Source organism: Clostridium chauvoei (genome assembly GCF_002327185.1).
Lineage (GTDB): Bacteria > Bacillota > Clostridia > Clostridiales > Clostridiaceae > Clostridium > Clostridium chauvoei.
Genome location: NZ_CP018624.1, coordinates 2,724,774 through 2,741,679, shown reverse-complemented (window position 1 = coordinate 2,741,679; position 16,906 = coordinate 2,724,774). Strand labels below are relative to the sequence as shown.

The following is a 16,906-nucleotide window of genomic DNA, read 5'->3' as shown; positions in this document are numbered from 1 at the left end:
TTTTATAGAAGGGGGAATTTATCTTGAGAATAGGGTTAGTATTATCTGGTGGAGGGGCTAGAGGAGCATATCAAATTGGAGTTTGGAAGGCATTAAAGGAATTGAAGATAGATAAACATATAAAAGTTATATCAGGTACATCGATAGGAGCCTTAAATTCAATACTATTTATGAATGGAAATATTGAGTTAGCAGAAGAAGTTTGGAACACTATAAATTCAAATGAAATATTACCTATTAATGAGATAGATCTTAAAATACGAAAGACACTACTAGATGTAGGAATGAAAAATATAAAATTTATAAAAAAACATATGCCTAAGATTATATCGGGAGGTAATATTTCCAGAGAAGGTCTAAATAAGATTATAGATAAATTAGATCTATCCTTTATTAATAATTCGAAAATTAGATGCTATATAACTTGCACAGATATTGAAAGTTTAAAAGCTAAATACTTTTTAATTAATGACTATAATATTGATGAAATAAAAAATATATTACTAGCAACATCGGCTATACCAATAATATACGATAAGCAAAAGGTTGAAGATGGAGAATATTTAGATGGAGGAATAGTTGATAATGTACCTATAAAAGCAATCTATGAAGAAAATTGTGACATAATAATAATAGTTCATTTATCAAAGATTAGTGAAATAGATAAAAGAGAGTTTAAGAAAGCAGATATAATAGAAATTATACCTAGCATAATTGAAGACGGAGCTATTAATGGAGTTTTAGAATTTGATTCTAAAATAGCTAAGGAGAGAATGGCTATTGGATATGAAGATACAATAAATCTTATAAATCCAATGGTAAAATTAATTAGGTACTTAGATATAGAAGAAAATAATAATACAAAGCCAAAAGAGAATATAATAAGTAAAATAAAAAGATTGTTCAAATAGATATATTTACAAAACATAAACTTATTTATGTTTATTACAAATAACATACGTTAATAGACGAAATAAAAACATAAAAAACGAAATATAATTCATAAATTATAATTAAATTTAAAAAACATAGAAATAATGTTGACATAATTTAAAACTAATGATAGTATTTAAGACATCCACTAGAAACAAGTCAGAAATACTTGAAAAAAAGATTTTAAAACTTGTTGACAAGGAAACTAAGTAGTGGTAAGATAAACGAGTCGCTTAAACAACTTGAAAATAACTTGAAAAAAGTTGTTGACAAGAAGAGTTGAAAGTGATAAGATAAATGAGTCGCTTGAGGGCGATGAAGAAAATGGTCTTTGAAAATTGAACAGAATAAAAGTTAAGTAATAACCAGCAATTCTTTTGAAAGTCTTAAAACAAAGACTCAAAGTAATTTGAGCACAGATTAAACTTTTTAGTGAGAGTTTGATCCTGGCTCAGGACGAACGCTGGCGGCGTGCCTAACACATGCAAGTCGAGCGAGGAGAGTTCCTTCGGGAACAAACCTAGCGGCGGACGGGTGAGTAACACGTGGGCAACCTGCCTTGTAGAGGGGAATAGCCTTCCGAAAGGAAGATTAATACCGCATAATATTGCAGCTTCGCATGGAGCAGTAATTAAAGGAGCAATCCGCTACAAGATGGGCCCGCGGCGCATTAGCTAGTTGGTGAGGTAACGGCTCACCAAGGCGACGATGCGTAGCCGACCTGAGAGGGTGATCGGCCACATTGGGACTGAGACACGGCCCAGACTCCTACGGGAGGCAGCAGTGGGGAATATTGCACAATGGGGGAAACCCTGATGCAGCAACGCCGCGTGAGTGATGAAGGTTTTCGGATCGTAAAGCTCTGTCTTCAGGGACGATAATGACGGTACCTGAGGAGGAAGCCACGGCTAACTACGTGCCAGCAGCCGCGGTAATACGTAGGTGGCGAGCGTTGTCCGGATTTACTGGGCGTAAAGGGAGCGTAGGCGGACTTTTAAGTGAGATGTGAAATACCCGGGCTCAACTTGGGTGCTGCATTTCAAACTGGAAGTCTAGAGTGCAGGAGAGGAGAGTGGAATTCCTAGTGTAGCGGTGAAATGCGTAGAGATTAGGAAGAACACCAGTGGCGAAGGCGACTCTCTGGACTGTAACTGACGCTGAGGCTCGAAAGCGTGGGGAGCAAACAGGATTAGATACCCTGGTAGTCCACGCCGTAAACGATGGATACTAGGTGTGGGAGGTATCAACTCCTTCCGTGCCGCCGTTAACACATTAAGTATCCCGCCTGGGGAGTACGGTCGCAAGATTAAAACTCAAAGGAATTGACGGGGGCCCGCACAAGCAGCGGAGCATGTGGTTTAATTCGAAGCAACGCGAAGAACCTTACCTAGACTTGACATCTCCTGCATTACTCTTAATCGAGGAAGTCTCTTCGGAGACAGGATGACAGGTGGTGCATGGTTGTCGTCAGCTCGTGTCGTGAGATGTTGGGTTAAGTCCCGCAACGAGCGCAACCCTTATTGTTAGTTGCTACCATTTAGTTGAGCACTCTAGCGAGACTGCCCGGGTTAACCGGGAGGAAGGTGGGGATGACGTCAAATCATCATGCCCCTTATGTCTAGGGCTACACACGTGCTACAATGGCAAGTACAACGAGATGCAATACCGCGAGGTGGAGCTAAACTATAAAACTTGTCTCAGTTCGGATTGTAGGCTGAAACTCGCCTACATGAAGCTGGAGTTGCTAGTAATCGCGAATCAGCATGTCGCGGTGAATACGTTCCCGGGCCTTGTACACACCGCCCGTCACACCATGAGAGTTGGCAATACCCAAAGTTCGTGAGCTAACCGCAAGGAGGCAGCGACCTAAGGTAGGGTCAGCGATTGGGGTGAAGTCGTAACAAGGTAGCCGTAGGAGAACCTGCGGCTGGATCACCTCCTTTCTATGGAGAAATCTAGTTAACAAGATGATTAACTAGTATATTTCAAAAGAAGAGTTATCTTAACTTCTGTTCAATTTTGAAGGACCAAAATCCTTCAAAATTTTGTTCTTTGAAAATTGCACATGAATTAAAACAACTTTATTAACAAATGTTAATTGAGAAGTGACAACAAGCCAAGAAAAATATTCTTTGTGATATAAATTGACTCTTTGTAAAAAGAGAACCGTAAAGGTCAAGCTACAAAGGGCGCATGGTGAATGCCTTGGCATCAGGAGCCGATGAAGGACGTGATAAGCTGCGATAAGCTTCGGGTAGGCGCACATAGCCAGTGATCCGAAGATTTCCGAATGAGGGAACTCACATGGGAAACCCCATGTATCCTGTAATGAATAAATAGTTACAGGAAGGTAAACCTAGGGAACTGAAACATCTAAGTACCTAGAGGAAGAGAAAGAAAAATCGATTTTCTGAGTAGCGGCGAGCGAAAGGGAAAGAGCCCAAACCAGAGATTTATCTCTGGGGTTGCGGACAGAACATTAAATAAACTAATTTGTAACCGAAAATAACTGGAAAGTTAGGCCATAGAGTGTAATAGCCACGTAGGTAAAACAGAAAGGTTTAGAGTTCTGATCCAGAGTACCACGAGACACGTGAAACCTTGTGGGAAGCAGGGAGGACCACCTCCCAAGGCTAAATACTACCTGATGACCGATAGTGAAGCAGTACCGTGAGGGAAAGGTGAAAAGAACCCCGGGAGGGGAGTGAAATAGAACCTGAAACCGTGTGCCTACAACCGGTCAGAGCACCATATGAGTGTGATGACGTGCTTTTTGTAGAACGAGCCAACGAGTTACGGTATGTAGCAAGGTTAAGTACTTAAGGTACGGAGCCGAAGGGAAACCGAGTCTTAATAGGGCGACTAGTTGCATGCCGTAGACCCGAAACCGGGTGACCTATCCATGGCCAGGTTGAAGCGGGGGTAAAACCCCGTGGAGGACCGAACCACGTTGCTGTTGAAAAAGCATGGGATGAGCTGTGGATAGCGGAGAAATTCCAATCGAACTCGGAGATAGCTGGTTCTCCTCGAAATAGCTTTAGGGCTAGCGTCGGATATGAGTAATGGAGGTAGAGCACTGAATGGGCTAGGGGGCGTATCGCTTACCGAACCTTATCAAACTCCGAATGCCATATACTATTAGTCCGGCAGTCAGACTACGAATGATAAGATCCGTGGTCAAAAGGGAAAAAGCCCAGATCGTCAGCTAAGGTCCCAAAGTGTAAGTTAAGTGGAAAAGGATGTGGGATTTCTAAGACAACTAGGATGTTGGCTTAGAAGCAGCCACTCATTGAAAGAGTGCGTAATAGCTCACTAGTCGAGAGATCCTGCGCCGAAAATGTCCGGGGCTCAAACTTACCACCGAAGCTACGGGCTCATCGTAAGATGAGCGGTAGAGGAGCGTCGTAATCGGGCTGAAGTCGTACCGTAAGGAGCGGTGGACTGATTACGAGTGAGAATGTTGGCATTAGTAGCGAGATGTGAGTGAGAATCTCACAGGTCGAAAATCTAAGGTTTCCTGGGGAAGGCTCGTCCGCCCAGGGTTAGTCGGGACCTAAGCCGAGGCCGATAGGCGTAGGCGATGGACAATCGGTTGATATTCCGATACCACTACAATCGTTATTATCGATGGTGTGACGGAGAAGGATAGGATGTGCTAGCGATTGGAAATGCTAGTCTAAGCGTTTAGGGAGTTGAAACAGGCAAATCCGTTTCAACAATTCTGAGGCGTGATGGGGAAGGCCAAAAGGCTGAAGTATCTGATTCCATGCTTCCAAGAAAAGCATCTAGAGAGAGAAGTAGTGCCCGTACCGCAAACCGACACAGGTAGATGAGGAGAGAATCCTAAGACCAGCGGAAGAATTGCAGTTAAGGAACTAGGCAAATTGACCCCGTAAGTTAGCGAGAAGGGGTGCCTACGAGAGTAGGCCGCAGAGAATAGGCCCAAGCAACTGTTTAGCAAAAACACAGGTCTCTGCTAAAGCGCAAGCTGATGTATAGGGGCTGACGCCTGCCCGGTGCTGGAAGGTTAAGGGGAACACTTAGCGCAAGCGAAGGTGTGAACTTAAGCCCCAGTAAACGGCGGCCGTAACTATAACGGTCCTAAGGTAGCGAAATTCCTTGTCAGGTAAGTTCTGACCCGCACGAATGGCGTAATGACTTGGGCACTGTCTCAACTGCAAATCCGGCGAAGTTGTAGTGCGAGTGAAGATGCTCGCTACCCGCGATTGGACGGAAAGACCCCGTAGAGCTTTACTGTAGCTTAGCATTGAATTCCGATATTGTCTGTACAGGATAGGTGGGAGACTGGGAAACTAGGGCGTCAGCCTTGGTGGAGTCATCCTTGGGATACCACCCTGACAGTATTGGGGTTCTAACCGGACGCCATGAATCTGGTGACGGGACATTGTTAGGTGGGCAGTTTGACTGGGGCGGTCGCCTCCTAAAAAGTAACGGAGGCGCCCAAAGGTTCCCTCAGAACGGTCGGAAATCGTTCGAAGAGTGCAAAGGCAGAAGGGAGCCTGACTGCGACACCCACAAGTGGAGCAGGGACGAAAGTCGGGCTTAGTGATCCGGTGGTACCTCGTGGGAGGGCCATCGCTCAACGGATAAAAGCTACCTCGGGGATAACAGGCTGATCTCCCCCAAGAGTCCACATCGACGGGGAGGTTTGGCACCTCGATGTCGGCTCGTCGCATCCTGGGGCTGTAGTAGGTCCCAAGGGTTGGGCTGTTCGCCCATTAAAGCGGCACGCGAGCTGGGTTCAGAACGTCGTGAGACAGTTCGGTCCCTATCCGTCGCGGGCGTAGGAAATTTGAGAGGAGCTGTCCTTAGTACGAGAGGACCGGGATGGACTGACCTCTGGTGCACCAGTTGTTCTGCCAAGAGCATGGCTGGGTAGCTAAGTCGGGAAGGGATAAACGCTGAAAGCATCTAAGCGTGAAGCCCCCCTCAAGATGAGATTTCCCATAGCATAAGCTAGTAAGACCCCTTGAAGAACACAAGGTTGATAGGTCAGAGGTGTAAGTATGGTAACATATTTAGCTGACTGATACTAATAGGTCGAGGGCTTGACCAATAACGAAATGGCAAAAATTCATGTGCAATTTTCAGAGAACATCTCTGAAAAGGTAACTTAGCTATGCTAAGTGCTTTACACCAACCAAATCATAGATTTGGGGTGACAATGCATCTGGTGATGATGGCGTAGAGGAAACACTCCTTCCCATTCCGAACAGGAAAGTTAAGCTCTACAGCGTCGATGGTACTGCATGGGAGACTGTGTGGGAGAGTAGAACGTTGCCAGGTTAGTAAATAAGAGTCTTATTAGACTCTTATTTTTTTTGTATTTCTTTTAAAAAATAATAATCTTAAAATTAAAATCATTTTCTAATAAATATTTAGAAGATGATTTTTTATTTTATTAAAAACTAAATTAAATAGGAAAAATTTTACAAGATAATATAAAAATTTTATAAGCAGTTAATTAAAAAAATAAATAATGCAAATAAAGGTAGGAGTTTATTGTAGATATAAATAAAAAATGAAGATAATTGTATTTCAAAAGAAATGGGAAAAATAATACCTTTATGATATAATTTCAAATATATGTAAACCAAATATGGGGATAAGGAGGGGGAGCTATGGTAACCGTAAAAGAAAAAAAAGTAGTAGTAAAGAAGGGAGAAATAATATCAGAAGATAATAATTTATTTCATGAAGGAAAAAATTATAATAGCTATAGATTTATGGGCTCTCATTATATTACAGAGAATAGAAAAAGAGGAATAAGATTTACTACATGGGCACCAAAGGCTAGTTGTATTTATGTTGTTGGGGACTTTTGTGATTTTAAACCAATGGAAGAGTATAAACTTAAGAAAATAACAGATAAAGGACTATGGAGTATTTTTATTCCTGCTTTAAAGCCAGGATGTAAATATAAGTATTATATAGTTAACCAATGGGGTACCAAAGGTGTTTATAAGGCTGACCCATATGCATATTTATCAGAAGTTAGACCTAATACTGCATCCATTGTAAAAGAAGATATTAAATTTAAATGGAATGATAGAAAATGGATTAATAAAAGAAAAAAGACGAATATATATGAAAGTCCATTAAATATATATGAAGTACATTTAGGATCCTGGAAAACTAAGGATGGAGAATTCCTTACTTATGAGGAATTAGCTGAAGAATTACCAAAGTACTTAGTAGAGATGGGATATACTCATATAGAAATGATGCCATTAATAGAACATCCATTAGATGCCTCTTGGGGATATCAAGGCGTAGGTTACTATTCTCCTACAAGTAGGTATGGAAACCCAGAAGGTTTAAAGCATTTGATTAGTGAGTTACACAAGAATGATATTGGAGTTATCTTAGATTGGGCACCAAGTCATTTTTGTAAAGATGAACATGGATTATATATGTTTGATGGTGGGCCAACTTATGAATACGAAGAAGGTTGGAAGGCTGATAATAAAGGTTGGGGAACTTCTAATTTTGATTTAGGTAAGCCTGAGGTTAAGAGCTTTTTAATATCTAACGCTTTATATTGGATAAGAGAGTTTCATGTTGATGGCTTAAGAGTAGACGCTGTTTCTAACATAATATATTTAGATTATGGTAGAAATGAAGGAGAATGGATTCCTAATAAATATGGGGAGAATGGATGTTTAGAGGGAATTGAATTTTTAAAAGAATTGAATACTGCTGTTTTTGCAGAATTTGAAAATGTGCTTATGGTAGCGGAAGAATCAACTTCATGGCCAAATGTTAGTAAGCCAGTTAATTTAGGTGGATTAGGATTTAATTTTAAGTGGAATATGGGATGGATGAACGATACGTTAGAATATATTGAAGTAGATCCTATATATAGAAAATATCATCACAATAAATTAAATTTCTCAATGATGTATAATTACTCAGAAAATTTTATATTACCTATATCTCATGATGAAGTTGTTCATGGGAAAAAGTCATTAGTGGATAAAATGTGGGGAGATTACTGGAATAAATTTGCTGGATTAAGATTATTTTCAGCATTTATGATAGGACATCCAGGAAAGAAACTTCTATTTATGGGATCAGAATTTGGTCAATTTATAGAGTGGAGAGAATACGAACAACTAGAATGGAAGTTAATTAAGGAATTTGAGACACATAAAAAAACACAAAATTATTTTAAAGAATTAAATGAGTTCTATAAGGAAAACAAGGCTTTATGGGAATTGGATTATGATGAAAAGGGATTTCAATGGATCGATGCTGATAATAATAAGCAAAGTATTTTAACTTTTATAAGAAAAGGAAGAGATGAGAAAGATACATTAATATTTATATGTAACTTTACGCCTATAGTTTATTATGATTTCGAAGTAGGAGTACCATATTTAGCAGATTATAAAGAAGTATTCAATACAGATGAAGTTAAGTATGGTGGATCTGGACAAGTTATAGAAGGTACTTTAGTAGCAGATAATCTCGAAAGTCATAGTCAGCCATATTCAATAAAAATTAAGGTCCCACCTATGGGAGTTTCAGTAATAGCAATTGATAAATTCAATAATGCAGAAAATGATACTGATAAGATAAATGCTAAGGATAATAAGCGTACTAATAAAAAAGGTATTAAAAAGAATAAAAGGGTACTAAAGGGAGAGAAGAAATAAATGAAAGTATTAATAGTTGCATCAGAAGCACATCCATTTATAAAAACAGGTGGGTTAGGCGATGTTATAGGTGCTTTACCTCAAGCTTTAAATGAAATAGGGGTAGAAGCTAGAGTTGTTATACCTAACTATAGAGATATAAATGAGAGTTTGAAGAAAAAATTTAAATTTATTAAATGGTTTATGGTACCAGTAAGTTGGAGAACACAATATTGTGGAATATTTGAATATGTATATAAAGGTGTAACTTATTACTTTATAGATAATGAATACTATTTTAAAAGAGATAGTTTATATGGATATTATGATGATGGAGAAAAATTTGCATTTTTTGATAGAGCAGTGCTTAACTTTTTGAGGGAAATAGATTGGAAGCCAGATATAATACATTGCAATGATTGGCAAACAGCTATGATTCCAGTCCTTCATAAAGTTGAATATATGAAGGATGATTATTATAAGAATATGAAAACTGTTTTTTCAATTCATAACTTATTCTTTACAGGAACATTTAGTAAAGAGATTTTACCAGAGCTTTTTGGATATGATTATGGTTTATTTGATGATGGAAGCTTAGAGTTTAATGGAGGAGTAAGTTTTTTAAAGGGAGCTCTTAATTATTCAGATAAAATAACAACTGTTAGTAAAACTTATGCAGAAGAAATAAAAACTCCACAATATGGAGAGGGGCTACATGGTTTATTAGAATATAGAGGAAGTTATCTACAGGGTATAGTTAACGGAATAGATTATGAGGAATATAATCCAAGTACGGATAAATTTATATATAAACAATATTCTATAAATGATATTGAAGGAAAAGAAATAAATAAAGAAAAGTTACAAAAAGAATTAGGGTTACCTGTAAATAAGGATATACCTATGATTGGCATGGTGTCTAGATTAACACATCAAAAGGGATGCGACCTAATAATTAATATGTTAGAGGGATTACTACAAAAAGATGTACAAGTAGTAATATTAGGAACTGGAGATTCTTTATATGAAGAAAAATTTAAAGAAATCCAATCAAGATATACTAATAAATTAAGTGCAAATATAATGTTTGATAATTCATTAGCACATAAAATATATGCAGCTTCAGATATGTTCTTAATGCCATCTTTATTTGAACCATGTGGATTAGGGCAATTAATAGCTTTAAGATATGGTACTATTCCTATTGTTAGGGAAACCGGAGGGCTTAAAGATACAATAACACCTTATAATAAATATACTAATGAAGGAAATGGGTTTGGATTTAAGCACTATAGTTATGAAGAATTATTAAAAATAACAAATTATGCTTTAGAAGTATATAATAATAGAAAAAATTGGCAATCATTAATAATACAGGCTATGGATTCTAATAATAGTTGGGAAAAATCAGCTAAAGAATATAAGAGATTATATAGTGAATTAATAGCTTGCAAATAATAGTATATCTATTTAGGAGGAATACGTATTGTCAATTTCTAAGAAAAAAATAATAAATGACTATAAAGAAAAATTTTTAGAGTTACACGGTAAAGAATTAAGAGAGGGAACAGATCTTCAAAAATATCAAGCATTAGGTAGCTTGGTAAGAGAATATATAACTGCAAAATGGATTGAAACTAATAAAAAGTATTCTAATGTTAAGTCAAAGCAAGTTTATTATTTATCTATGGAATTTTTATTAGGTAAATTATTAGGGGACTCATTATTAAATTTAGGAATTAGAGAAACTTGTAGAGAAGCATTAAAAGAGTTAGACATAGATTTAGAATGTTTAGAGGAAATAGAACAAGATCAGGGTTTAGGAAATGGTGGTTTAGGGAGACTTGCAGCATGTTTTCTAGACTCTATGGCATCTTTAAGTATTGCAGGACATGGTTGTGGAATTAGATATAAATATGGATTTTTTGAACAAAAAATAATCGATGGAAAACAAGTTGAGGTACCAGATACATGGTTAAGTTCAGAAAATGTTTGGGAAATTAAGAAACCAGATAAATCAGAAATAGTTAAATTTGGTGGAGAAGTAAAGGTAGAGAATGTAAATGGTAAGTTAAATTTTATTCATGTAAATTATGAACCTGTTTTAGCAGTACCATATGATACACCTATAGTTGGATATGAAAATGAAGTTGTAAATACTCTTAGGTTATGGAGTGCAGAGCCAGTTTCAAATGAATTTGATTTTTCTTCTTTTAGTAGAGGAGAATTTGTAAAGGCGATGGAGTACAAAAATTCTGTAGAAGCAATTTCATTAGTTTTATATCCAGAAGATTCATTTTATGAAGGAAAGTTATTAAGATTAAAACAACAATATTTTTTCGTATCAGCTGGAATTCAAAGTATAATAAGACATTTTAAGAAGCATGGCGGAAATATATTAGAATTAGATGAAAAAATAGCAATTCATATAAATGATACACATCCAACATTAGCGATTCCAGAACTTATGAGAATTTTATTAGACGAAGAAGGATTATCTTGGGAAATAGCTTGGAGAATAACACAAAATATAATTTCATATACAAATCATACTATATTAGCAGAAGCTTTAGAAAAGTGGCCTGTAGATATGTTTAAAACATTACTTCCACGAATATATATGATAATTGAAGAAATTAATGAAAGATATTGTAGAGAACTTTGGAATAAGTATATAGGGCAATGGGATAAAATTTCTAGGATGTCTATAATAGGAGATGGATATATTAGAATGGCTAATCTTGCAATTGTAGGTAGTCATAGTGTAAATGGAGTAGCAAAGCTTCATACTGAAATATTAAAGAAAAAAGAAATGTCAGATTTCTATTATCTATATCCTAATAAGTTTAATAATAAGACTAACGGAATAACCCATAGAAGGTGGCTTATAAAATCGAATCCAAAGTTAACAGAGCTTTTAAAGTCTACAATAGGGTCTAGTTTTATAAAACATCCTACAGATTTAGAGAATTTTGAAAGATATCTAGATGATCCAAAAATTATAAAAGCCTTAGATAATATAAAAGCTAATAATAAGAAAAAGTTAGCTGAAGAAATATATAAGACTAAGGGTATAAAAGTAAATCTGGACTCGATATTCGATGTACATGTTAAGAGAATACATGCGTACAAACGACAAGTATTAAATTGTTTAAGGATAATGGACTTATATAATAGGATAATTGATAATCCTAATTTAGATATAGTACCAAGGACATTTATATTTGCAGGGAAAGCAGCACCTGGATATTATTTAGCTAAAAATACAATAGAGTTAATAGATGCTATTGCTAATAAAGTAAATAATGATTCCAGAGTGGGAGATAAAATTAAAGTTGTAATTATGGATAACTATAGAGTGTCCTTAGCTGAAAAAATAATACCAGCAACTGATTTAAGCGAACAAATATCCACTACCACTAAAGAAGCTTCTGGTACATCAAATATGAAATTTATGATGAATGGAGCAGTTACAATAGCGACTTTAGATGGAGCAAATATAGAAATTAAAGATGAAGTAAAAGAAGATAATATTATAATTTTTGGGTTAAGTGCAAATGAAGTTTTAGACTACTATAAGAATGGTGGATACTGTTCATGGGATATATATAATAATGATCCAAGAATAAAGAGAATAATGGATGATTTAATAAATGGAACATATAGTAAGGATAAAGATAAGTTTAAACCTATTTATGAAAATATATTAAATTATAATGATGAATTTTTTGTTTTAAAAGATTTTGACGACTATATAAAAGCTCAAGATAAAGTAGATAAACTTTATAGAGATAGAGAAAAGTGGCAAAGGATGTGCGGAATAAACATAGCACACTCAGGAATATTTTCATCAGATAGAACAATAAATGAATATGCAACTGGTATTTGGGGGTCAAATGTTATTTATAAAAATTTATAAGAAAGGGGAATGCTTATGTATGATATAGAAATTTTTCATGATTCTTGGAATTTAAAATATAGAGCGCCTTTTGGAGCTATTGAACTTGGAGATAAAGTATCATTAAGCATATCTTCTAACAAATATGTAATGGCATATGTTCATCTAAATCTTTTTAATGGAGAAGTTTTAGAACTTTTAATGAGGAGATTAGAGGACAATAATTTAGGAGAATATATTTTTAATATTGAAATAGATACAACTAAATTAAAAGGAATAGTAAATTATTATTTTAAAATAATTTATAACAATGATGTATTTTACTATGGAAATAACTCAGAATGTTTAGGAGGTGCAGGGTCTATATATGAGATAGATCCTAAGCCTTATCAAATTACTGTATATAAAAAAAGAATAGTACCAAATTGGTATAAAGAGGGATTGATATATCAAATATTTGTTGATAGATTTTTTAATGGAAATGATAATGGACAAATAAATAAACCTAAAAAGAATAGTTTTATATATGGAAATTGGAATGATGAACCTATGTATATAAGAGATGGTAAAGGAAATATAGCTAGGTGGGATTTCTATGGTGGAAATTTAAAGGGGATTATAAAGAAACTTCAATATATTAAATCATTAGGAGTTTCTATTATATATATGAATCCTATCTTTGAAGCTGTTAGTAGTCATAAATATGATACTGGAGATTATGAAAAGATAGATGAGATGTTTGGTTCAGAAGAAGACTTTAAAATTTTATGTGAAGAAGCAAATAAACTAGGTATAAAAATTATATTAGATGGAGTTTTTAGTCACACAGGATCAGACAGCAAATATTTTAATAAGTATGGACATTATGAAGGGTTAGGCGCATACCAATCAAAAGATTCAAAGTACTATAATTGGTACAGATTCAAAGAGTATCCAGATAAATATGAATGTTGGTGGGGATTTGATAATCAACCTAATATTGAAGAGCTAAACAATGATTATGTAAATTATATAATCAAAAGTGATAAATCCATTATATCAAAATGGATGTTATTAGGGGCAAGTGGTTGGCGTTTAGATGTTGCAGATGAATTACCAGATGAATTTATAGCAATGATAAAAGAAAAAATGTTAGCCATTAATAATGATAGCGTACTTATAGGTGAGGTATGGGAAGATGCTTCAAATAAAGTTAGTTACTCTGAAAGAAGAAGATACTTTTTTGGGGAAGAGCTAGATTCTGTTACTAACTATCCATTGAGAGATATAATTATAAAGTTTTTAATGGGTGATATAAAAGCAGAATACTTTACAAAGAGGTTAGTAAGTTTATATGAAAATTATCCAATAGAAAATTTTTATAGTGGCATGAATTTATTAGGAAATCATGATACAGAAAGAATTTTAACTATACTTAATGAAGATATAAATTTATTAACATTAGCTTTAGTTATGCAAATGACACTACCAGGAGTTCCATTAATATACTATGGAGATGAAGCTGGATTAAAAGGAGGAAGAGATCCTGAAAATAGAAAAACTTATCCATGGGGAAATGAAAATAAAGAGATTTTATCTATCTATAAATCTTTAGGTAACTTAAGATACAAAGAAGAAATCCTAAAAAAAGGAGAGCTTAAAGTAAATCTTAAAGAGAATAAATATCTTGTTTATGAGCGTGTTTATAGGAATGAAAAAATTACTATAATTTTAAATCCTTATAACCAAAGTATAAATTATAAGGTCAATGAATCAGAAGTAAATTACTATGATTTAAAAAGTACTCAATGGATGAAAAATGAAAATAAGAATTTAGTTTTAGATTCATATGGATTTAAAATATTTAAATCAAATTTAAGGTAGTTAGTTAAATTTATATATATTTGGGTTTGATATATATAAATTAGTTATGAATAGAAGGGGATGGGAATTTAATATGGGAAATAAAGAAATTGTAGCAATGATTTTAGCGGGTGGACAAGGATCAAGATTAGGAGTATTAACAAAACAGTTAGCAAAACCAGCAGTTCCGTTTGGAGGAAAATATAGAATAATAGATTTTCCTTTAAGCAACTGTTCGAATTCAGGTATATATACAGTAAGAGTACTTACTCAATATAAGCCATTAGACTTAAATTCACATATAGGGATTGGTGATCCATGGGATTTAGATAGAAGAGATGGTGGGGTTTCTATATTACCTCCATATCAAGAAGAAAAAGGTGGAATGTGGTATAAAGGAACAGCCAATGCAATTTATCAAAATATAGAGTATGTAGATAGATATAATCCAGAGTATATATTAATACTTTCAGGAGATCACATCTATAAAATGGATTATGATAGAATGTTAGAATTCCATAAGAAAAATAATGCTGATGCAACAATTGCAGTTATTGATGTGCCTTTAAAAGAAGCAAGTAGATTTGGAATAATGAATACAAGAGAAGATTTTTCAATTTATGAGTTTGAAGAAAAGCCAGAAAACCCTAAAAGTACAAATGCATCTATGGGAATATATATATTTAAGTGGGAACTATTGAAGAAGTATTTAAAGGAAGATGAATTAGATTTAAGTTCTAGCAATGACTTTGGTAAAAACATAATTCCTAAAATGTTAGATGAAGGTAGAAAAATGATGGCGTTCCCATTTAAAGGATACTGGAAAGATGTTGGAACAATAGATAGTTTATGGGAAGCTAATATGGACTTATTAAAGCTTGATAATAAATTAAATTTATATAGTAGTGATTGGAAGATATATTCAAGAAATCCAGTAAGTCCAGCACAATATGTTGGAGAAAGAGCAAGAGTTAAGGAATCATTAATAGTAGAAGGGTGTATTGTTAATGGAGTAGTTGAAAATTCAATATTATCACAAGGAGTACATGTTGGTGAAAATACTATAATTAGAGATTCAGTTATAATGCCAAACGTAAAAATTGGAGATAACGTAATTATAGAAAAAGCAATAATTGGAGCTGATGTAGTAATAGAATCAGGCAACAGAATAGGAAATGGAAAAGATATAGAAGTTATAGCAGCAAATGAAATTGTTGAGTGTAAAACAGAGGTAGCTATAGATTCATTAAAATTTAAATCCATAGAATCTGATATAAAAGAGTATTGTTATTAAAAAAGTAAAGAGTATAAATAATATAGGCTAGAATTTAGGAGGGAAACTTGTGAATAACTGTTTAGGAATTATAAATTTAGATGAAAATGAAAGTAGAATGGGAGAACTAGTAAGATATAGAACTTTAGCATCAGTACCTATAGCTGCTAGATATAGAATAATAGATTTTGTATTATCAAATATGGCTAATTCAGGAATAGAAGGTATAGGAATTTTTACTAAAAATAAATCACGTTCATTAATAAATCATTTAACAAATGGTAGACCTTGGGATCTTCATAGAAAAAAAGATGGACTAAGAGTATTTAATTTTGGGGATTATGCACCAGAATATGATGATGTTCATAATTTTGCAGATAACATAGAGTTTATAAAGCAAAGTAGAAGAGACTATATATTAATTGCTCCATCACACATGATATGTAATATAGATTACAATGAAGTTATTAAGCAACATAAGAAAAATAATAAAGATGTAACTATTGTATATAAGAAAGTAAATGATGCAGATAAAAAATTTATTGATTGTGATGTATTAAATATAAATGAAGAAGGTAGAGTTATAAGCATTGGTGAAAATATAGGTAGAGAAGAAAATGCTAATATTAGTATGGAAATGTATATAATGAAAACAGATGTGTTTATTAATATTGTATATGATTCTATAAAGAGTGGTATGTATAGAAAGATAAAAGATTTTATAAGTGCTAACTTAGACAAAATACAAGTAGATGCATTTGAATTTAAAGGATATTTAGCATGTATAAATTCATTAAAAGCTTATTTCGATACAAATATGGATTTATTAAGTAAAACTATAAATAAGGAATTATTCTATGAGAATAAACCAATATATACAAAGTCACAGGATGAAGCCCCTACACAATATACTAAAATAAGTGAAGTATCTAATTCTATTGTAGCTAATGGTTCATATATAGAAGGAACGGTGAAAAATTGTATAATAGGCAGAAGAGTTCATATATCAGAAGGAACTATAATTGAGAATTGTGTAATAATGCAAAACACTGTAATAGGACCAAATGTTAAAATGGACAAGGTTATTGCAGATAAAGGTACTTTAATAGATGAAAATCAAAGTATTAAGGGAACTAATAATCATCCAGTTACAATTCAAAAATCAAGAGCGGTGTAAAAAGTACTGAATATTTTATATAAATAAATTTTCTCTCATTAAGATAGAGCTGTAAAAAGGCTATCTTAGTGAGAGATTTTTTATTTTCAGAATAAATTTTAGAAGATATATTATAATAATTGAGA

At 34.0% G+C, this 16,906-nt stretch carries 7 protein-coding genes and 3 rRNA genes; all 10 read left to right on the top strand.

Translation table 11 applies throughout. The features are described from left to right. Positions 1–23 precede the first annotated feature (23 nt). The 10 genes from BTM21_RS12845 (at position 24) to glgD (ending at position 16,781) form a co-directional block, all read left to right on the top strand. Positions 24–911 carry a patatin-like phospholipase family protein gene (locus BTM21_RS12845; protein ID WP_021874668.1) on the top strand — a complete coding sequence of 296 codons (888 nt, stop codon included), beginning with the start codon at positions 24–26 and terminating at the stop codon, positions 909–911. A gap of 450 nt (positions 912–1,361) precedes the next feature. After that, a 16S ribosomal RNA gene (locus BTM21_RS12840) occupies positions 1,362–2,876 on the top strand. Between the two features lie 230 nt (positions 2,877–3,106). Further along, positions 3,107–6,010, top strand: a 23S ribosomal RNA gene (locus tag BTM21_RS12835). 113 nt (positions 6,011–6,123) lie between these two features. Further along, a 5S ribosomal RNA gene (gene rrf, locus BTM21_RS12830) occupies positions 6,124–6,240 on the top strand. The 16S, 23S and 5S rRNA genes sit together here, the layout of an rRNA operon. Positions 6,241–6,575: 335 nt before the next feature. Next, a complete protein-coding gene (glgB, locus tag BTM21_RS12825) occupies positions 6,576–8,612 on the top strand; it encodes a 1,4-alpha-glucan branching protein GlgB (protein ID WP_079481711.1) in 2,037 nt (678 codons plus the stop codon). Beyond that, positions 8,613–10,049: a glycogen synthase GlgA gene (gene glgA, locus BTM21_RS12820; protein WP_021874652.1), complete on the top strand. Its 1,437-nt coding sequence runs from the start codon at positions 8,613–8,615 to the stop codon at positions 10,047–10,049. It begins immediately after the preceding gene. A gap of 28 nt (positions 10,050–10,077) precedes the next feature. Continuing rightward, positions 10,078–12,510 (top strand): glycogen/starch/alpha-glucan phosphorylase, encoded by a 2,433-nt coding sequence (locus tag BTM21_RS12815; protein WP_021874653.1) that lies wholly within the window; start codon positions 10,078–10,080, stop codon positions 12,508–12,510. A 15-nt stretch (positions 12,511–12,525) separates the two neighbouring features. Further along, positions 12,526–14,352 carry a glycoside hydrolase family 13 protein gene (locus tag BTM21_RS12810; protein ID WP_079481710.1) on the top strand — a complete coding sequence of 609 codons (1,827 nt, stop codon included), beginning with the start codon at positions 12,526–12,528 and terminating at the stop codon, positions 14,350–14,352. Between the two features lie 73 nt (positions 14,353–14,425). Further along, positions 14,426–15,625: a glucose-1-phosphate adenylyltransferase gene (locus BTM21_RS12805; protein WP_096145454.1), complete on the top strand. Its 1,200-nt coding sequence runs from the start codon at positions 14,426–14,428 to the stop codon at positions 15,623–15,625. A gap of 49 nt (positions 15,626–15,674) precedes the next feature. Then, positions 15,675–16,781, top strand: coding sequence for a glucose-1-phosphate adenylyltransferase subunit GlgD (gene glgD / locus BTM21_RS12800; RefSeq protein WP_021874656.1), 1,107 nt, complete (start codon positions 15,675–15,677; stop codon positions 16,779–16,781). Positions 16,782–16,906 lie beyond the last annotated feature (125 nt).